At 72.0% G+C, this 18378-nt stretch carries 17 protein-coding genes; 9 read left to right on the plus strand and 8 right to left on the minus strand.

What is annotated here, in order from left to right:
• Window positions 1-487: 487 nt before the first annotated feature.
• Window positions 488-661, minus strand: coding sequence for a hypothetical protein (locus MTQ12_RS00080; protein WP_247422922.1), 174 nt, complete (start codon window positions 659-661; stop codon window positions 488-490).
• A 22-nt stretch (window positions 662-683) separates the two neighbouring features.
• Here MTQ12_RS00080 and MTQ12_RS00085 point away from each other — a divergent pair, with 22 nt between their 5' ends.
• From MTQ12_RS00085 to MTQ12_RS00125, 9 genes are all read left to right on the plus strand, one after another.
• A complete protein-coding gene (locus MTQ12_RS00085) occupies window positions 684-1679 on the plus strand; it encodes a MoxR family ATPase (RefSeq protein ID WP_247422924.1) in 996 nt (331 codons plus the stop codon).
• Window positions 1679-2569 (plus strand): DUF58 domain-containing protein, encoded by an 891-nt coding sequence (locus tag MTQ12_RS00090; protein ID WP_247422926.1) that lies wholly within the window; start codon window positions 1679-1681, stop codon window positions 2567-2569. Before MTQ12_RS00085 ends, MTQ12_RS00090 begins: the two co-directional genes overlap by 1 nt.
• Window positions 2556-3017: a hypothetical protein gene (locus MTQ12_RS00095; protein ID WP_137319089.1), complete on the plus strand. Its 462-nt coding sequence runs from the start codon at window positions 2556-2558 to the stop codon at window positions 3015-3017. The genes MTQ12_RS00090 and MTQ12_RS00095 overlap by 14 nt, the downstream gene beginning before the upstream one ends.
• Window positions 3008-3985, plus strand: a complete 978-nt coding sequence (locus tag MTQ12_RS00100) for a VWA domain-containing protein (RefSeq protein ID WP_247422928.1) — start codon at window positions 3008-3010, stop codon at window positions 3983-3985. Before MTQ12_RS00095 ends, MTQ12_RS00100 begins: the two co-directional genes overlap by 10 nt.
• Window positions 3985-5130, plus strand: coding sequence for a VWA domain-containing protein (locus tag MTQ12_RS00105; RefSeq protein ID WP_247422930.1), 1146 nt, complete (start codon window positions 3985-3987; stop codon window positions 5128-5130). The genes MTQ12_RS00100 and MTQ12_RS00105 overlap by 1 nt, the downstream gene beginning before the upstream one ends.
• Window positions 5118-6011, plus strand: a complete 894-nt coding sequence (locus tag MTQ12_RS00110) for a hypothetical protein (RefSeq protein WP_247422932.1) — start codon at window positions 5118-5120, stop codon at window positions 6009-6011. Before MTQ12_RS00105 ends, MTQ12_RS00110 begins: the two co-directional genes overlap by 13 nt.
• Before the next feature lie 157 nt (window positions 6012-6168).
• Entirely contained in the window at window positions 6169-7191 is a 1023-nt protein-coding gene (gene speB / locus MTQ12_RS00115) for an agmatinase (RefSeq protein ID WP_247422934.1), read from the plus strand.
• Window positions 7188-9029 (plus strand): thiamine pyrophosphate-binding protein, encoded by a 1842-nt coding sequence (locus MTQ12_RS00120; RefSeq protein WP_247422936.1) that lies wholly within the window; start codon window positions 7188-7190, stop codon window positions 9027-9029. Before speB ends, MTQ12_RS00120 begins: the two co-directional genes overlap by 4 nt.
• 161 nt (window positions 9030-9190) lie before the next feature.
• The gene (locus MTQ12_RS00125; protein WP_247422938.1) at window positions 9191-10642 is read left to right on the plus strand and encodes a sodium:solute symporter; all 1452 of its coding nucleotides are present in this window, start codon (window positions 9191-9193) and stop codon (window positions 10640-10642) included.
• Window positions 10643-10707: 65 nt separating this feature from the next.
• Here the strand turns inward: MTQ12_RS00125 and MTQ12_RS00130 are convergent, their stop codons facing one another.
• From MTQ12_RS00130 to MTQ12_RS00160, 7 genes are all read right to left on the minus strand, one after another.
• Window positions 10708-11439 (minus strand): type 1 glutamine amidotransferase, encoded by a 732-nt coding sequence (locus tag MTQ12_RS00130; protein WP_247422940.1) that lies wholly within the window; start codon window positions 11437-11439, stop codon window positions 10708-10710.
• Between the two features lie 124 nt (window positions 11440-11563).
• Entirely contained in the window at window positions 11564-12589 is a 1026-nt protein-coding gene (locus tag MTQ12_RS00135) for a dipeptidase (RefSeq protein WP_247422942.1), read from the minus strand.
• A 1-nt stretch (window position 12590) separates the two neighbouring features.
• Window positions 12591-13532, minus strand: a complete 942-nt coding sequence (locus MTQ12_RS00140; RefSeq protein WP_247422944.1) for a serine hydrolase — start codon at window positions 13530-13532, stop codon at window positions 12591-12593.
• The gene (locus MTQ12_RS00145) at window positions 13529-14518 is read right to left on the minus strand and encodes an LD-carboxypeptidase (RefSeq protein ID WP_247422946.1); all 990 of its coding nucleotides are present in this window, start codon (window positions 14516-14518) and stop codon (window positions 13529-13531) included. The genes MTQ12_RS00140 and MTQ12_RS00145 overlap by 4 nt, the downstream gene beginning before the upstream one ends.
• A 13-nt stretch (window positions 14519-14531) precedes the next feature.
• On the minus strand, window positions 14532-16322 hold the full coding sequence (locus tag MTQ12_RS00150; RefSeq protein ID WP_247422948.1) for an ABC transporter ATP-binding protein: 1791 nt from the start codon (window positions 16320-16322) through the stop codon (window positions 14532-14534).
• The gene (locus MTQ12_RS00155) at window positions 16322-17224 is read right to left on the minus strand and encodes an ABC transporter permease (RefSeq protein WP_175406901.1); all 903 of its coding nucleotides are present in this window, start codon (window positions 17222-17224) and stop codon (window positions 16322-16324) included. Before MTQ12_RS00155 ends, MTQ12_RS00150 begins: the two co-directional genes overlap by 1 nt.
• A gap of 1 nt (window position 17225) precedes the next feature.
• Complete coding sequence (locus tag MTQ12_RS00160; RefSeq protein WP_247422951.1) at window positions 17226-18377, minus strand: ABC transporter permease; 1152 nt, start codon at window positions 18375-18377, stop codon at window positions 17226-17228.
• Window position 18378 lies beyond the last annotated feature (1 nt).

Here is an 18378-nt window from a genome sequence, read left to right on the forward strand (position 1 = left end):
GTTCTCGCTGTCGTCCAGGGCTGCCCGCCGGTCTCCGCAGGAGCCGCGCCGGGTTCTCCGCGTCCGCGGGCCAACCACTAGATGTTGTGTCTGCACTCGAGAGTACCCCTAGATCGTGTGTTACACCAGTGTCATTCCTCACGGCGCGGCGCCGTGCACATGGGGGTGCACAGCCGCCCGGACACCGTCCACAGGAGGCGAATCACACCGGTGTGGTTCCATCACCTGGAACGATGGCCGAGGAGGTCCGCAGACAACGTCCAGCGGCACCGGTTCCGTCCACCGTCCGTCCCCAGGCCGAGGTCGACAATCCACAGGTAAAAACTTCCCCGCAGGTGTGTCGGGGTGTGTCGGAGTCCGTCGGGGTGGGCACCGGAGCACCGGGGTCGCAGCGGGGCTTCCGGTCCGCAGCAGCGGTGGTGCGGCGGAGCTCCCGTGCCGGGTCGGAGCACCTGTGTCCGATCGACGAGCACATGTGACCGGACTGTCACAGCATCCGCCCCGTCGCGTCCGGGCCCCCGTCTAGTCTGGGATCACCGGTCCCCACCGCACCGGCATCTCCCCGCTCCACCGCACCCAGCACGACAGCACCGCACCCGCACGACAGCACCAGGCCGCACGACAGCACGAATGCCAGCAGCACGAACGTCAGCACGAGCACCGGCCCCGCGAGAGGACACCCGATGAGCCAGCCCAACCCGGCGAACACGCAGGAGATCACCCAGGCCGCGACGATCCTGTCCTCCGTGGAGAAGCACCTCGACCGCTTCGTCGTCGGCCAGGGGCGCCTGCGCGAGACCCTCGCCCTGGGCCTGCTCACCGGCGGCCACCTCCTCCTCGAATCGGTCCCGGGTCTGGCGAAGACCACCGCGGCCGCCGCGCTCGCCGGCGCAGTGGGCGGCGAGTTCGCCCGCATCCAGTGCACCCCCGACCTGCTGCCGAGCGACATCATCGGCTCCCAGATCTACAACTCCTCCACCGGCCGGTTCGAGATCCAGCTCGGCCCGGTGCACGCGAACATCGTCCTCCTCGACGAGATCAACCGCTCGAGCGCCAAGACGCAGAGCGCGATGCTCGAGGCGATGCAGGAGAAGCAGACGACGATCGGCGGCACCCGGTTCGACCTCCCCTCCCCCTTCCTCGTCATGGCCACGCAGAACCCGATCGAGCAGGAGGGCACGTACCAGCTGCCCGAGGCACAGCTCGACCGCTTCATGATCAAGGATGTGCTCGACTACCCGGGCCCGGCGGAAGAGCTCGAGATCCTGCGCCGACTCGACGCCGGGGTGTTCGACATCGACAGCCCGCCGGAGCCCGCCTGCACCCTCGAGGACGTCCGCACCCTCCAGCGCTACGCGCGCAGCATCTACATCGACCCCGCGATCAGCCGCTACCTCGTGGAGATCGTGTCGGCCACCCGGCAGGCGTCGCGCTACATCGGCCCGCTCGCCCAGTTCATCGAGTGCGGCGCCTCCCCGCGCGCCTCGATCGCATTCACCAACGCCTCCCGGGCGCTCGCGATGATCCGCGGCCGCAACTACGTCATCCCCGAGGACGTCAAGGACCTCGCGGTGCGGATCCTCCGCCACCGCATCCTCCTCAACTTCGAGGCCGTGGCGGAGAACATCCCTGTCGAGCGCGTCATCGGTGAGCTCCTCGGCGCGATCAGGACGCCCTGATGGCCGCGCTGCTCACCAAGGTCAAGGCGCGGATGACCATCCACGCCCACCGCCGCACCCGCGGTCTCCTCCAGGGCGATTACGCCTCGGTGTTCCACGGCCACAGTCTCGACTTCGACGACCTGCGCGAGTACGTCCCCGGCGACGAGGTGCGCGACATCGACTGGAAAGCCACCGCCCGCCATTCGACCCCGCTCGTCAAGCGCTACGTCGCCCACCGCCGGCATGCGCTCGCGCTCGTCGTCGACTCCGGGATGGACTTCGAGGCCGTCGCCGCCTCCGGGGAGCCCAAGCGCGAGCTCGCGATCCTGCTCGCCGGCATGGCCGGCTACCTCGCCGTCCGCCACGGCGACGACGTCATGCTCGTCCACGGGGACGCCCGCACCACGCGCTCCACCCCGTCGAAGGGCACCGAGGCGCACCTCGAGCAGCTCCTGCGCCGCATCCAGGCCGCCGGTCGGCACTCCGCCGGCTCCCGCATCGCGACCCAGCTCCAGTGGGTCGCCGACACCCTGCGCCGCCGCATGATCGCCCTCGTCATCGCCGACGACACCCCCGTGTCCGCGGAGAATCTGCCGCTGCTGCGCCGGCTCGCCGCGCAGCACGAGATCATGTGGCTCACCATCGCCGACGCCGACCTCTCCGCGCTCGGCGGGACCGCCGGGACCCCGTACGATGTGCTGGCCGCCGAGCGCGCCGGGGTCCCCGACGAGCTCCTGTCCGGCCGCGCGCTGTGGGAGGAGTACCACGCGGCGGAGGCCGCGCGGCGGGCGCAGACCGAGCAGACCCTGCGCCGGGCCGGCATCCCGCACGTGCGCGTCACCCATTCCCACGAGGCGCTGTGGCAGCTGCGCCGACTCATGAAGAGGCAGCGCCGTGGACGCCGCTGACCTCCACCCGCTGCTGCCCGCCTCCGACTGGTGGCTCGTCGCCGCCGCAGCCGGCCTCGCCGGGTTCCTCGTGCTCGCCGGCTGGCCCGTCCTCGCCCACCTGTGGGCACGCTCCGGGGCGCGGACGGACGGCCCGGCCCCCGTGCCCGGCCACACCCGCCGCGAATACCTCGGGAAGATCGACGCGCTCGACACCGCGTGGCGCGCCGGTGAGATCACCGAGCGCGAGGTCGCCCAGCGCCTGGGCACCATCGTGCGCAGGTTCGCCCGCTCCGCCTGGGGCATCGACGTCAGCCACATGACGCTCGCGGAGCTCCGCGCCCACCGGATCGAGCCGATCGCCGTCGCCGTCTCCCGCCTCTACGCCGCCGAGTTCTCCGACGAGGCCGCGATCGACTGCGGCGCCGAGCTCGGCGCCGCGCGGAAGCTGGTGGGACGATGGTCCTGAAGTTCTGGTGGCTCGCCCTCGCCCTCATCCCCGTCGCCGGTCTCACCGTCTGGCTGCTGTCCCGGCCCGGCCGAGCGCGCGCCGGCACCGTGCCCGTCGCCCGCCTCCACCGCCTCACCGATCTGCCCGAGTTCGCGCGCCGCCGCCGCCGCCTGCTCTGGGGCGCGATCGCGGTGTTCCTCGTGTCCGCCTTCGCCGCCCTGACCGCGCTCGCCGGGATCGCCCGGCCGGCGCGCACGGAGACGATCAATCCCGAGCGGCACCTGCGCGACGTCGTGCTGTGTCTCGACGCCTCGGGCTCGATGACCTCGTACGACGCGCAGATCATCGAGTCCTACCTCGAGATGATCGAGTCCTTCGACGGGGAGCGGATCGGGATGACGGTGTTCAACTCCACCGCGGTGTCGGTGTTCCCGCTCACCGACGACTACCTCATGGTCGAGGAGTTCCTCACCGAGGCCAAGCTCGGCTTCGAGACCGGCGGCCTCGAGGGCACCGACTTCTTCGCCGGCACGGTCGACACGGAGATCGGCGGCTCCTCGCTCATCGGCGACGGCCTCACCTCGTGCGTGGACAGCTTCGACAAGAAGGGCGAGGAGCGCAGCCGCTCGATCATCTTCGCCACCGACAACCAGATCGCCGGCACCCCGATCTTCACCCTCACCGAGGCCACGGAGATCGCCGTCGAGGAGGAGGTGCGGGTCTACACGCTCGCCCCTCGTTCCCTCTTCGCCGGATCGGAGATCAGCGAGCTGCAGGACACCGCGCGGACCACCGGTGGGGCCCACCACCAGCTCGGCTCCGCTCAGGCCACCGACGGCATCGTCGAGGACATCCAGCAGCAGGAGGCGCAGAAGACCGACGCGAAGTCGGTCACCCTGGTCCACGACCAGCCGATCGTCCCGCTCACCCTGACGCTGCTCGGGATCATCGCCTGCTTCGTCCTCGCCTGGAGGTTCACCCTGTGATGTCCGAGCTGATGTTCCAGCCCGTCCTCCCCTGGCCGGCGCTCGTCGCCCTCTTCGTCCTGCTCGTCGGCGGGTGCGTGACGCTGGCCGTCCTCACCCCCGCCCGGCGCACCCGCTGGCTGCTGCGCGCCGGCGCGCTCCTCGTGCTCGCCGCGGCCTTCACCCGCCCGGGCGTCCCGCTGGAGACGGCGAGCCAGTCGACCGCGGCGGCCGCCGACGTGTTCGTCCTCGTCGACACCACCGCCTCGATCGTGGCGGAGGACTACGACGGGCAGCGGCCGCGCCTCGACGGCGTCAAGGAGGACATGCGCTCGCTCCTCGAGCAGCTGCCCGGGGCGCGGGTGAGCATGGTGACCTTCGGGTCGAGCGCGGCCGTGCGGGTGCCGCTCACCACCGACCACTCGGCGTTCGCCTCCGCGATCGAGACCGTCGGCCCGGAGGTCACCCTGTACTCCGGCGGCAGCTCGGTGACCGAGGCGCGCGCACTCCTGCTCGAGCGGCTCGCCGCCGCAGAGGAGCAGAACCCCGACAACGCCCGCCTCGTGTACTACTTCGGCGACGGCGAGCAGACCGCCAGCACGGCTCCGGAGTCGATGTCCGAGATCGCCGCGCAGATCGACGGCGGCGCGGTGTTCGGCTACGGCACGCAGAGCGGCGGGCCGATGAAGGAGACCCAGTCGTACTACTCGACCCGCGACGACGGCACCTACATCACCGACAGCACCACCGGCGACCGGGCGCTGTCCGTCATCGACGAGGACCAGTTGCGCACGATCGCCGCCGACCTCGGCGTCGACTACCACCACCGCTCGGCCGGCACCCCGTTCGGCACTGTGCACACCGCCCCGCAGTTCGAGGAGAAGCTCGTCGACGCCGAATCGTTCGGCGGGGTGACCGAATACTTCTGGATCCCGCTGCTCGCGGTGTTCGCCTGGATCGTCGTCGAGGCGACGCTCGCGCTGCGCCGCGTCCGCGCGCTCGCCCGGCTCCATGCCTCACCGCCGGTCCCCTCGACGGCGGCTCCCCCGGCAGCGGGCGCTCCGGCGGCGGGCAGCGCACGGCCGGGTGTCGCACCTCCGGTTGCAGCACAGCAGTACGCCGCACGACCGTCCACCGCGACCCTGGGAGCATCATGGACACCGTGACGAAGCCGCGCACACCGGCCGCCGACGAACGCGCCGCGGGCACCGGACAGGGCGGAGCGGAGACACCTGATCGCAGCGTGCGCCGGCGGCGGCGCCCGCGGCGCCGGGTGATCCTCAGCCTCGTCGCCGGCGGACTGCTGCTGCTCCTCGCCGCCTACTGCGTCCTGCTCAGCGTGCTGCTGACCTCGGCGCAGAAGGCCTCGGCCGCCGGCGACCAGCAGGAGGCGATCGCCGCCGCGCGCTGGTTCGAGCGGCTCAGCCCCTTCGAGCGGCACAAGGGCCCGTTCAACGTCGGGACCGCAGAGGCGTTCGACCGGAACTACGACCGGGCGCGACCCGAGCTCGAGCGCGCCCTCGAACTCACCCCTGTGGCCGATGAGTGCGCGGTGCGGATGAACCTCGCCTACGTCCACGAGAAGGAGGCCGAGGCGTTCCGCGACGCCGACGACACCGAGCAGGCGAACACGTCCTTCGACGCCGCCCGCACCGTCCTGTCCGAGGCGCCCGAGGAATGCCGTCCGCAGGGCGGCGGCCAGGACCAGGCGATGGACGAGGCCGAGGAGCGCGTCGACTCCTCGCAGGAGGAGATGAACAACCCGGGACAGGGCTCCGGCGGGGAAGAGGGCTCCGGCGAAGGGTCGGGCGAGGGCGGGGAGACCGGCACGGAGCCCGGTGACGACGGCGGCGAGGAGCCGGGCGGGGACGGACCCGGTGGGGAATCCGGTACCGGGGAATCGGGCGGCAGTCCCGGTGAGGGCCCCGGCGAGGTCGGCGACGAGAAGCGCGAGGAGCTGCGACAGCGGCAGCAGGACTCGCAGCAGCGTCAGGACGAGGAGAACTCCCGCGACAGCGGCGCCGGATACGCCGAGAAGCCCTGGTGACAGGCCCACCGACCGGGCCCGCACCACGGCTGCGGCGATGCCGGTGACACACCGCGGAGCCTTTCTACTGACGAGTAACGTCCGGTGGAGTACTGTGTCTCCCATGACCAGCCGGGCCCGGGCGGATCCTCGCGGCCCGCACCGCAGGAGGCACCCCATGACCACCCACGAACCCCTCGGTCCGGCCGACTACAGCCGGACGCCGCGCTTCGCCGGCCCGCCGACCTTCGGGCTGCTGCCGCGCCTCGACGAGGTCGAGGCCGCCCGCCCCGGCGCGCCGATCGACGTCAAGATCCTCGGCGTCCCGTTCGACGCCGGGGTGAGCTACCGGCCCGGCGCGCGGTTCGGCCCCGCCCACATCCGGCAGTCCTCGAAGCTGCTCCGCCCGTACAACCAGGCCACGGACGTCCATCCGTTCTCCACCCAGCAGATCGCCGACTGCGGCGACCTCGGCGTCAACCCCTTCGACATCGACGCCGCGATCCGGACGGTCGAGGAGACCGCCGACGCCCTGCGCGCCGACGGCGCCAAGCTCCTCACGCTCGGCGGCGACCACACGCTCGCACTGCCCAACCTCCGCTCGGTGCACCGCACCCACGGCCCCGTCGCGGTGCTCCACTTCGACGCCCACCTCGACACCTGGGACACGTACATGGGCGCGCCGTACACCCATGGCACCCCGTTCCGCCGCGCCTCCGAGGAGGGCCTGCTCGACCTCGCGCACTGCATGCACGTGGGCATCCGCGGGCCGCTCTACGGCAGCGAGGACCTCACCGACGACGCCGTGCTCGGCTTCCGGATCCTCCGCAGCGACGACTACCAGTTCCGCCCGCTGCCCGACATCGTCGCCGACATCCGGCGCCGCCTGGGCGACCGGCCGGTCTACCTGTCGATCGACATCGACGTCCTCGACCCGGCGGCCGCACCCGGCACCGGCACCCCGGAGGCCGGCGGCATGACGAGCCGCGAGCTCCTCAACTCGCTGCGCGGGCTCCAGGGACTCGACATCGTGGGCGCGGAGATCGTCGAGGTCGCCCCCGCCTACGACCACGCGGAGATCACCGGTCTCGCCGCCGCCCAGGTGGGCTACGAGATCCTGTCCCTGTGGGCCGCCGGACGGGCCGGCGCCCAGGCGCCGTCGGGACCGGTCGCCGAGCACCTCGCGGGAGGCCGGGCATGACGGAGCTCCCCGATCACCACCGCAACGGCGGCCTCGCGGTCGTCGCCACGCTCGCCGCGCACGGGGTCGACACGATCTTCGGCATCCCCGGCACCCACAACCTCGAGCTCTACCGCCACCTCCCCCACTACGGCATCCGCGCGGTCACCCCGCGCCACGAGCAGGGGGCGGGCTATGCCGCGGACGGCTACTTCCTCCTCAGCGGCCGACCCGGGGTCGTCATCACCACCTCGGGACCGGGACTGACGAACGTCATCACCGCCGCGGCCACCGCCTATGCGGAATCCCGACCCATGCTCATCCTGTCCCCCGGCGTGCCCACCGGCATGGAGGGCGCCGACGCCGGCCTCCTCCACGAGACCAAGGACTCCTCCGGGGCGCTCAGCCGCCTCCTCGTCGCCTCCCGGCGGGCCCGCACCGCCGAGGGCGCGGCCCAGGCGGTCGCCGAGGCGTTCGCCCTGTTCGCCTCGTCGCGGCCCGGGCCCGTCCACATCGAGGTGCCTCTCGACGTGCTCGAGGGCCCCTGGTGGGGTACCGCCCCGCAGCCGCTCGCGCCGCAGCCGCCGGTGCCCACGGCCGACACCGTGGCCCGCGCCGCCGAGCTGCTCCGCACCGCCGACCGTCCGCTCATCGTCGCCGGCGGCGGCTCGCGGCACGCGGCGGACCGGCTCACCGCGCTCGCCGAGCGCCTCGACGCGCCGGTGGCGACGACCTGCAACGGCAAGGGCGTCCTCGACGAGGCCCATCCGCTGTCGCTGGGCTCGAACGTGCGGTTCGGCGCCGTGCAGGAGGCGAGCCGCGCCGCCGATGTGCTCGTCGTGCTCGGCACCGAGCTCGCCGATTCCGACCTCTGGGGCGGCACCGTCGGTGCGCAGAACGCTCCCGGCACCGCAGCGGGGTCGGCGACGCCCGGACCCGCCGGATCCGCCGACGGCCTCACCGTGGACTCGGCGCTCGACGTGCGTGCCCCGCGCCCCGACGGGCAGCAGGTCATCCGCTGCGACATCGACCCCGACCAGCTCAACAAGAACCTCATCGGCGACGTGCTCGTCCATTCCGACACCGGGGCCTTCCTCGATGCCCTCCTCGCAGCGCTCGGCGAGGATGCCGGACACGGTGGGGGTTCCGGGCTCGGATCCCGGCCGGATTCCGGGTCCGAGGCCGGGTCCGATCCCGAGCCGGTGGGCACCTCGGCGGGGCGGCACCGGGCGGAGTCGCTCCGCGCGGCGTGCGCCGAGGAGTTCGACGGCGCGGGCCTCAACGCGCGCATCACCCGGGCCGTCGCAGCGGCGGGCGGACCGGGCGTGGTCATCGGCGGGGATTCCTCGCAGGTGACCTACGACGGCACCGTCCACGCCCTGGAGGCCCACACCCCGGACCAGCTGCTCTACATGCCCGGATTCGCGACGCTCGGCTACGGCATCCCCGCGGCGCTCGGCGCCAAGGTCGCCGCACCCGAGCGGCCGGTGGCCGCGCTGCTCGGCGACGGAGCGGCGATGTTCTCCGTCCAGGAAATCATGACCGCGGTCGAGCTCGGGCTCCCGATCCCCTTCGTCGTCGTCGACAACGGCGGCTACGCGGAGATCGAGGACCAGATGACCGCACGCGACATGCCCCCGTTCGCCGTCCGGCTCGACCGCCCCGACTTCGCCGCGCTCGGCCGGTCGATGGGCGCCCACGGCGTCACGGTGGCCCTGCCCACCGGTGCCGGGGAGGCGGGCGCGCTCGCCGAGTTCGATGCGACGCTGCGGGGCGCCGTCGCCGACGCCTTCGCCGCCGGCCGGCCGACCGTCGTCCATGTCATCGCACCGCGCCGAGCCCCCTCCGCGGACGCCTGACCGGAGCCTGCCGCCGCGCCCCGGCCTCCGTGCCCCGGCCTCCGCGCCCACCGATCCAGTCCCACCGACCCCAGCCCCGCAGGCCGATGACCTGCTGACCTGCTGACCTGCCGATCCAACTCGCCGGACCCGTCGCGGCCGGCCGCACCGAGGAGAATCCCATGGACGTCGCTATCGTCCTGCTGTACCTGGCCGCCATGATCGCCTTCGGGTTCTGGGGGCGGATGCGCGCCAAGAATCAGGAGGACTACCTGGTCGCCGGCCGGCGCCTCGGCCCCGTGCTGTTCACCGGCACCATGGCCGCGGTCGTGCTCGGCGGCGCCTCGACCGTCGGCGGCGTGGGCCTGGGCTACGAGTACGGGCTGTCGGGCATGTGGCTCGTGTTCTGCATCGGCCTGGGCATCGTGCTCCTGTCGCTGCTGTTCGCCCCGAAGATCCAGCGCCTCGAGATCTACACGGTCTCGCAGATGCTCGGGCTGCGCTACGGCTCCGGCTCGCGCCTGGTGTCCGGTGTCATCATGACCGCCTACGGCCTGATGATCTCGACGACCTCGACGGTCGCCTACGGCACGATCTTCCACGCGCTGCTCGGCATCGACCGGGTGCCGGCGATCCTGCTCGGCGGCTCCGTCGTCATCATCTACTCGATGCTCGGCGGCATGTGGTCGATCACCCTGACCGATTTCGTCCAGTTCATCATCCAGACCATCGGCATCTTCCTCATCCTCCTGCCCCTCGTCATCACCGAGGCCGGGGGCTTCGGGACGATCGCCGACGAGCTCGGCCCGAGCGCGTTCGATCCGGTGGCGATCGGCCCGGAGTCGATCCTCACGTACTTCCTCATCTACACGCTCGGGCTGCTCATCGGGCAGGACATCTGGCAGCGCGTGTTCACCGCGCGGGCCCCCGGCGTCGCCCGCTGGGGTGGCCTGTCGGCCGGCATCTACTGCTTGTTCTACGCCGTCGCCGGCGCGCTCGTCGGCACCGCGGCCCAGGTCATCGTGCCCGGCATCGAGGTCAGCGACGACGTGTTCGTCGCCGTCGTCGACTCCTCCATGACCCCGGTGCTCGCCGGCCTCGTCCTCGCCGCCGCGCTGTCGGCGGTGATGTCGACGTCCTCGGGCGCGCTGCTCGCCGCCTCGACGGTGTTCCGGCAGGACGTCGTCGAGCCCGTGCTCGCCGATCGCGGCGTCCCGCGCTCGCGCCTTGGCAGCGCGCTGGCGCAGAACCTCGTCAAGGATACCGGCGACGAGGTCCGCGACTCCCGCCTCTACCTGCTCGGCCTCGGCATCATCTCGGTGATCCTCGCCTGCCTCATGCCGAGCGTCGTCGAAGCCCTCACGGTCGCCTACAACCTGCTCGTGTGCGGCCTATTCGTGCCGATCCTCGGCGGGCTCGTGTGGAAGCGCGGCACGATCACCGGGGTGCTCGCCGGGATGATCGTCGGCTCGCTCACCACGATCATCATCATGGCCACCATGAACATCTTCGCGAACCCGGCGATCTACCTCGGTCTGCTCGCCTCCGCGATCGCCTACGTCGTCGGCTCGCTCGTCTCGAAGCCCACCTCGCCCGAGGTGCTCGCCGCCTGGCGGGAGCGCATCGCCCGCTGACCCGGGCCTCACCCCGACGGGTCGCCGGTGTACGGCCGAGTGTGCGAACTCCTGCGGATCCGCTCTCAGGAACCTTCGGATATCGAGGTCTCGGGGTGGCGCAGCAGGGAGGCGAAGCCGGCGATCATCGCGCGCGCGTCGACCTCGGTCGTCGGCTGCGCGGCGTCGGCCGCGGCGATGAGCTCCTCCTTGTCGAAGCCGAGCGCGGCGAGCTCGTCGGCATTCCAGCTCCGGACGTTCTCCGGGCCGGCCTCGGGGTGGAACTGCAGGCCCCAGGCCGCCTCGCCCAGCCGGAACGCCTGGAGCTCGCAGGCCTCGCTGCGCGCAAGCAGCACCGCGTCCTCGGGCAGCCGGGTGATCCGGTCCACGTGGCTCTCGATGAAGGCCGTCCGGGTCCGCAGGCCGCCGAACAACGGGTCGGCGGTCGCGGCCTCGGTCAGGGTGATCGGTGTCGAGCCCTTCTCCGGGGCTCCGGAGTTCGCTGCGACCGCACCGCCGCCGACGTGCGCGATGAGCTGCCCGCCGAGGCAGATCCCCAGCTGCGGCATCCCCGTCCCGAGCGCCCGGCGCACGAGCTCGGCCTCGCGCGCCAGCCACGGCGCCCCGGCGGTGTCGTCGGGCATGTACCCGCCGCCGAGCATGATGAGGCAGTCGTAGTCGCCCAGCGCCTCGGGTTCGGGGATCGTGCCGGCGGCTCCGACGCGCACGTCGATGTCGAGGTGCTCGTCGATGAGCCACTGCGTGAGGCGCCGGGGGCCGGACTCGATGTCGTTGACGATGAGGAGGACGCGGGGCATGGGGAGGACGGTGCCTTTCGGTCGAGGTGCAGGGTTTCGCAGTACGGGATCTCGATGTGCAGGATTTCGAGGTGCAGGGCGTCGGGGCGCGGGGTTAGGGTGCGCGGAGTACCGGACCCGGCTCTCAGTGGGCGGCGGTGGTGGCGCGGTGGCGGTCGTCGTGGGCCTCGAGCGCGCGCAGCACGTTCTCGGACCCGAGCTTCCGGAGGTCGGCCTCGCTCCAGCCGCGCCCGGCGAGCTCGGTCAGCAGCGCCGGGTACGTCGAGGCGTCGTCGAGCCCGGTGGGCATCGTGTCGGTGCCGCAGAGGTCGCCGCCGAGACCCACGTGGTCGATGCCGACGCGCTCGCGCATCCGGTCGCAGTGGTCGGCGACATCGGCCGGCGTCACCTCCGGCGGCTCCCCCACCTCGCCGGCCTCGACCCACCGGTGGCGGGCGTCGGTGACGAAGGAGGGGACGAACGTCACCATCGCGACTCCCCCGTTGGCGGGCAGCCGGTCGAGGACGTCGGCGGGGATGTTGCGCGGGTGCGGGTTGAGCTCGAAGGCGCACGAGTGGCTGAAGATCACGGGCAGCTCGCTGATGTCGAGCGCCTGGTGCATGACGCTCGGGGCGACGTGCGAGAGGTCGACGATCATCCCGATCCGGTTCATCTCCGCCACGACCTCCCGGCCGAAGTCGGTGAGCCCGCCGTGGCGCGCCTCGTCCGTGGCGGAGTCCGCCCAGCTGTGGGTTGTCGACCACGTCAGGGTCATGTAGCGCACGCCGAGCCGGGCGTACATCCGCAGCACGGACAGGGATTCGTCGATCTGCTGCCCGCCCTCGACGCCGAGCAGCGAGGCGACCCGCCCGGTGCCGGTCGCCGCGCGGATCTGCGCGGCGGTCGGGGCCCAGACGAGGTCGTCCGGGTAGGCGTCGACCATCCGGTGCACGAGGTCGATCTGCTCGAGCGTGGCGCGCACCGCGGCCGGCCCGGTGATCGAGCTGTGGACGTAGACCGACCAGAACTGGGCGCTCACCCCGCCGTCGTGGAGCTGCCCGAGCGTGGTGAAGGGCGAGACGGCGGCGTCGTGGAGGTCCGCGACGGAGCTCCCGCGCGTCTCCCGCAGGTGCCAGGGCAGGTCGTTGTGGCCGTCGAACACGTCGATCATGTCAGTCCTCCGTCGGGGTGCGGTGCGGGTCCTCGGGACCACTCGCAGCGTCCGCCGCGCGCCCGTAGATCTCCGGCTGCAGGTACGCTCCGATGATCTCACCGGCGCGGCGCATCAGCGGCATGACCTCGAGCACCCGGTCGGTGTCGGACTCCCAGTTGGCGAACACCGCATAGGCCACGCGGGATTCCCGCGTCATCGCGACGCCGGCGTCGCAGCGGACGGTGGAATCCGTGCCGGTCTTGTTCCACACCCAGGATCCGCGCGTGTAGTAGTAGTGCGCCAGCGGGTCGGGTTCGAAGGCCGAGGCGACCATCGAGGTGTCCGCGCCGGCCCCGAGCCAGCGGCGCAGCACTTCCGAATGGGCGGCGTCGAACAGCTCGTCGCGGGCGAGCCGGGCCATGAAGTCGGCGATCTCCGCGGCGGTACCGCTCGACAGCCGGGACGGGGCGCCGGCGGGGCGGGGCCAGCGGAGGAAGTCGTGGAGGGCGGAGTCGGTGTACCCGAGCTCGGCGGCGCTCGCAGCGACCCGGTCGAGGCCGACGCGACGCAGGAGCACGTTCGTGCCGAAGTTGTCGCTGAATGCACCGATGAGCATCCCGATGTCGAACACGCTCAGGGAGTCCTGCTGGAGCAGGTACCAGAGCCCGGATTCGTCGACCCGCTCCGAGGGGCGGCGACGGAGCCGTTCGTCGAGGGACAGCTCGCCGCGCTCGACCATCCGCAGGGTCGCGTGGAGGAGGAAGATCTTCGCGATGCTCGCCGTCGACAGCACGCGCTCGGGGGCGTGCGAGAACAGCGTGGTCCCGGTGTCGACGTCATAGGCGAGCGCGGAGAACTCGACCCCGGGCAGTGCGCCGAAGTCGACGTCCGGGAGCGCGCGGGCAGGGATTCCGGGGGTGGGGTTCTCGGGAGTGCGGTCCGGCTGCCGGTCTGCGGTCATGGGGTCTCCTTCGGATCGATGAGGGTGAGGGCGGGTGCGCCGCCGGCCGGGGCGTGGAGGGCGGCGGCGACGCCGAGCGGCACGCTCAGCGCATCCTCGGCGTGGCCGAAGCCGAGCTCCCACACCACCGGGATGCCGAGGGGGCCGAGCACCTCGTGCACGAGCGCCTCGATCTGCGCGACCGACCCGCAGTCCTCCCAGGAGCCGAGCGCGACCGCCCGGGCCCCGTCCGTCCAACCGCTGCGGACGAGCTGGAGGAGGAGGTTGTCGAGGCGGGCGGGCGTCTCGTCGACGTCCTCGAGGAGCACGATGCCGGTCCCGGACGCCACGGGCAGCGGGTTCTCCGGCGCGCCGAGCGAGGCGGCGAGCAGGCTGAGGTTGCCGCCGGTGATCCGGCCGGGCACGGGCGCGCCGTCGGGTGCCGGGATGAGGGTGCGCGCCTCGGGCCCGGCGATGGAACGACCGCGCCATGGCTCGAACAGCCAGGAGCGGACGTCGGCTGCGATCGTCGTGGAGGTGCGGAACACCGCGTTGCCGACCATCGGGCAGAACAGGGTGGGCACCCGCAGATGGTGCGCCCATGCCTGGTGCAGCGCCGTGACGTCGGAGGACCCGGCGAGCAGCTTGGGTCGGCCGTCGGGCCGGGTCGCGTGGGCGGCGAGGCGGGAGAAGTCGAGGCCGTCGAGCAGACGCATCGCCCCGTAGCCGCCGCGCAGGGCGATGACGGCTGAGGTGCGCGGGTCGCACCAGGCGGCCTCGAGGTCGGCGCGGCGCTGCTCGTCGGTGCCGGCGAGGTACGGAAGCTCGGGGTGGACGGCCCGGACGTGCTCACCGACCACCACCTCGAGGCCCCAGCCCTCGAGGGTCGCGAGGGCGTGGTCGAAACCGGCCGCGTCCGTCGGGCTCGATGCCGCGATGAGGTGCACCCGGTCCCCGGGGACGAGCGGCGGGGAATCGAGGTACGCCTCGGCGGCGGTGCGATTCATACGGTGCCCCCGTTCACTCGCTCACCCGGTCGAGCCGGAAGCTCGGGACCGCGCCGAGCAGCGTGCGCGTGTACTCGTGCTGGGGGTCGAGGAGGACGTCCTCGACCGGTCCGCGCTCGACGATCCGCCCCTCGTACATCACGGCGACGGTGTCGGCGATGTTCCACGCCAGCCCGAGGTCGTGGGTGATGACGAGCGCGGTGAGCCCGAGCCGGCGGCGCAGCTCGAGGATGAGCGACAGGATCTCCCCGCGCACGGACGCGTCGAGGCTCGCCACGGGCTCGTCGGCGATGAGAACCTCGGGGTCGAGGGCGAGCGCCCCGGCGATGACGACGCGCTGCCGCTGGCCGCCGGAGAGCTCCTGCGGGATCGACTCGAGGTAGTCCTCCGCCGGGGTCATCTCCGTGTTCGTCAGCGCTTCGATGACGCGGGCGCGCTCGTCGCCGGTGAAGTGCTGCACGCGCAGGCCCTCGGCGACGGACTCGTAGACGCTGAGCTTGGGGTTGAGCGAGCCGGACGGGTCCTGGAGGATCATCTGCACCTCCTTGCGGAAGGCGCGCAGGTCCTTGGGCCGGCGGCTCAGCGGCTTCCCGCGGAACCGGATCTCCGAACCGGGGTCGGTCTCCTGGAGGCCGAGCAGGCTGCGGGCGAGCGTCGTCTTCCCGCAGCCGGACTGGCCGACGACGGCGAGGATCTCACCGCGGTGGAGCGCGAGGTCGACGTCGCGCACCGCGCGCACATGGCGGCCGCGGGCGGAGAAGGAGACATTGAGGTTCTTCGCCTCGAGCACGACCTCGTCGGTCATGGTGAACTCCGCGGCGCCCGCACCGGCGGCCGCGCCGGGTGCGGCCCCGACCTCGGCAGCGGATCCCGTGCCGGCCTCGGTACCGGTTCCGGCACCGGCACCGGCCCCCGCCCCTGATCCGGCAGCGGTTCCCGCCTCGGCACCGGCCCCGGCGGCGGGGGCGATCCGGGCCGGGTTGCGGGTCACCGGATTGAGCCGGGAGTACCGGTCCCCGATCGTCGGGAACGCCTCGGCGAGCTGCCGGGTGTAGGCCTCCTCGGGGTCGGCGCAGACGACCGCGGAGTCGCCGATCTCGACGATCTCCCCGTCCTTCATGATCGCCAGGCGCTCGCACACCTCGGCGAGCACGGAGAGGTCGTGGGAGATCATGAGGAGGGTGATCCCGCGGTCGGCGACGAGACGCTGGAGCACCTGGAGGACCTGCCGCTGGACGATGACGTCGAGTGCGGTGGTGGGCTCGTCGGCGATGATGACGTGCGGCTCGCAGGCGAGCGCCATCGCGATCATCACCCGCTGCTTCTGCCCGCCGGACAGCTCGTGCGGGTACGCCTTGGCCTTGTCGGCGCTGAGGTCGACCTGCGCGAGGAGCTCGTGCATCCGGGCCGTGCGCTCCTCCTTCGTGCGCCAGCCGTCCTTGACGTGGAGCTCGAGCGCCTCGAGGATCTGCCGGCCCACGGTGCGCACCGGGTTGAGGGAGTGGAGCGCCCCCTGGAACACGATCGAGGCGTCCGACCAGCGCAGGGCGCGCAGCTCACCGAAGTTGAGCTCGCCGAGGTCCCGGCCGCCGACGAGCACCGTCCCGGTGAGCGTCGCGTTCGACGGGAGCAGCCGGAGCAGGCTGAGGATGAGCGTGGACTTCCCGGACCCGGATTCCCCGGCGATGCCGAGCGTGCCGCCGGCGGGCACGGTGAGGGACACGCCGCGCACCGCGGCGATCTCGCCGCGCCGGGTGTTCGAGGAATAGCGGATCGTGACGTCGTCGAAGACGATCTCCTGCATCAGCGGCTCCTCAGGGTCGGGTTGGCGATCGACTCGAAGGCACGGCCGACGAGGGTGAAGGCGAGCACCACGATGACGATCGCGACGCCCGGGGTGAGGATGTACCACCAGTAGCCGCTCGTCGCCGCGGACACGTCCATCGCGTTCTTGAGGATCGTGCCCCAGGACTGCTGGGTGGTGTCGCCCAGGCCCAGGAACGCCAGGGTCGATTCGGCGATGATCGCGGTCCCGACGGTGAGCGTGGTGTTCGCCATGACGAGCGGGAGCACGGCCGGGAACAGGTGCTTGACGATGATGTGCCAGTGTCCGGCGCCGAGCACGCGGGCGCGCTCGATGTAGAGGCGCGACTCCGCGGACAGGGTCTGGGCGCGCACGACGCGCGCGGTGCCCGCCCACGAGGTGATGCCGATCGCGAGCACGATCGTCCACACCCCACGGTCGAGCACGGAGGACAGGACGATCGCGAGCAGCAGCGAGGGCAGGACGAGGAAGAAGTCGATGATGCGCATGATGAGGCCGCCGAGGAACCCGGTGAAGTGGCCGGCGGCCATGCCCATGATCGTGCCGATGATCATCGACATCGCGGTCGCGGCGAGCCCGACGAGCAGAGAGACGCGCGCACCCCACACCATCCGCACCCACAGCTCGCGGCCGTAGTTGTCGGTGCCGAGCAGGTGCTCGGCCGAGGGCGGGGCGTAGCGCGGCTGGTCGAGCTGCTGGGTGACGTCGAGCATCGAGCGGTCGGCGATGACGGGCGCGAGGATCGCGATGAGCGACACGATGACGAGGACGACGGCGCCGAACACGCCGGCCGGGTCCTGGAGGAACATCTTCCAGGCGCGTCCGGCGGCGGCCTTGCGGCGGTTGAAGGCGACGGCGCGCGGTGACAGGACGGTGGACATCTCAGGCCCTCCTGACGCGGGGATCGAGCTGGCGGTAGAGGAGGTCGGCGATGAGGTTCATCACGATGATCGCGGCGGAGAACACGACGAACGTGCCCTGCAGGAGCGGCAGGTCGGGGCCGCTGATCGCCTCGTAGGTGAGCTTGCCCAGCCCCGGCCAGGAGAACACGGTCTCCACCGTCACCGCGCCGGCGATGAGTCCGCCGATGTGCATGAACACGAGGGTGACGGTGGGCAGCAGGGCGTTGGGCACCGCGTGCTTGCGGCGCACGCCGTCCTCGTTGAGACCCTTGGCGCGGGCGGTGGTGAGGTAGTCCGCGCTCATCTCCTCGAGCAGGGAGGCGCGCATGACGAGGAGGTACTGGGCGTAGATCACCGCGACCATGGTGATGACCGGGAGGATGAGGTGCTCGGCGACGTCGATGACGTAGGCGAAGGTGCCGGGTTCGACGCCGGGCGAGACCATGCCGCCGGTGGGCAGCCACTGGAGCGTGCCGCCGAACACCATGAGGAGGATGAGCGCGAGCCAGAAGGTCGGCACCGACCACAGGATGAGCGAGGTGCCGGTGGTGGCCTTGTCGAACAGGGAGTTGCGCTTCCAGGCGGCGAGCTGCCCCATCCACAGGCCGAGCACGATCGCGATGATCGCCGCGGTGCCGGTGAGGAGCAGGGTGGGCCAGGCGTACTGCGCGATGAGCGAGCTCACCGACTGCTGGTAGACGTAGCTCTCCCCCATGTCCCCGGTGAAGATGCCGGTGAGGTAGTCCCAGAACTGGACGAGGAGCGGCTGGTCGAGGCCGTACTCGGCGCGCAGCGCTGCGACCTGCTCGGCGGTCATCGGTCGTTCGCGGGCGATCTTGGCGACGGGATCGCCGGGCAGGATCCGGAACGCGAAGAAGCCGAGGAGGATCACCATGAGCATGCTGATCGCGGCTCCCCCGAGCTTGCGGCCGAAGTAGGCCAGGAACGAGGTGCCGGCCGGCGGCTCGTCGATGTCCTGGGAAGCGATGTCCTGGGCGGTGCTGTCCTGGGGAGCACCGGGAGCGGGGTCCTGCATGGGATCCTCGCCGGCCGCGGTGCGCGGCTCCGCGACGGCCGGTTCGTCGACGTGCGGGTCGACGGGCGGCTCGGCGGACGGGGGGTTGGCTGACACT

Source organism: Brevibacterium sp. R8603A2 (genome assembly GCF_023072605.1).
Taxonomy (GTDB): domain Bacteria; phylum Actinomycetota; class Actinomycetes; order Actinomycetales; family Brevibacteriaceae; genus Brevibacterium; species Brevibacterium pityocampae.

Excerpts from the sequence above, each read along its gene's own strand:
- MTQ12_RS00085 (WP_247422924.1), top strand. The coding sequence starts at position 684 with ATGAGCCAGCCCAACCCGGCGAACACGCAGGAGATCACCCAGGCCGCG.
- MTQ12_RS00125 (WP_247422938.1), top strand. The coding sequence starts at position 9,191 with ATGGACGTCGCTATCGTCCTGCTGTACCTGGCCGCCATGATCGCCTTC.
- speB (WP_247422934.1), top strand. The coding sequence starts at position 6,169 with ATGACCACCCACGAACCCCTCGGTCCGGCCGACTACAGCCGGACGCCG.
- MTQ12_RS00140 (WP_247422944.1), bottom strand. The coding sequence starts at position 13,532 with ATGACCGCAGACCGGCAGCCGGACCGCACTCCCGAGAACCCCACCCCC.
- MTQ12_RS00135 (WP_247422942.1), bottom strand. The coding sequence starts at position 12,589 with ATGATCGACGTGTTCGACGGCCACAACGACCTGCCCTGGCACCTGCGG.
- MTQ12_RS00090 (WP_247422926.1), top strand. The coding sequence starts at position 1,679 with ATGGCCGCGCTGCTCACCAAGGTCAAGGCGCGGATGACCATCCACGCC.
- MTQ12_RS00150 (WP_247422948.1), bottom strand. The coding sequence starts at position 16,322 with ATGCAGGAGATCGTCTTCGACGACGTCACGATCCGCTATTCCTCGAAC.
- MTQ12_RS00145 (WP_247422946.1), bottom strand. The coding sequence starts at position 14,518 with ATGAATCGCACCGCCGCCGAGGCGTACCTCGATTCCCCGCCGCTCGTC.
- MTQ12_RS00130 (WP_247422940.1), bottom strand. The coding sequence starts at position 11,439 with ATGCCCCGCGTCCTCCTCATCGTCAACGACATCGAGTCCGGCCCCCGG.
- MTQ12_RS00110 (WP_247422932.1), top strand. The coding sequence starts at position 5,118 with ATGGACACCGTGACGAAGCCGCGCACACCGGCCGCCGACGAACGCGCC.
- MTQ12_RS00105 (WP_247422930.1), top strand. The coding sequence starts at position 3,985 with ATGTCCGAGCTGATGTTCCAGCCCGTCCTCCCCTGGCCGGCGCTCGTC.
- MTQ12_RS00120 (WP_247422936.1), top strand. The coding sequence starts at position 7,188 with ATGACGGAGCTCCCCGATCACCACCGCAACGGCGGCCTCGCGGTCGTC.
- MTQ12_RS00100 (WP_247422928.1), top strand. The coding sequence starts at position 3,008 with ATGGTCCTGAAGTTCTGGTGGCTCGCCCTCGCCCTCATCCCCGTCGCC.
- MTQ12_RS00155 (WP_175406901.1), bottom strand. The coding sequence starts at position 17,224 with ATGTCCACCGTCCTGTCACCGCGCGCCGTCGCCTTCAACCGCCGCAAG.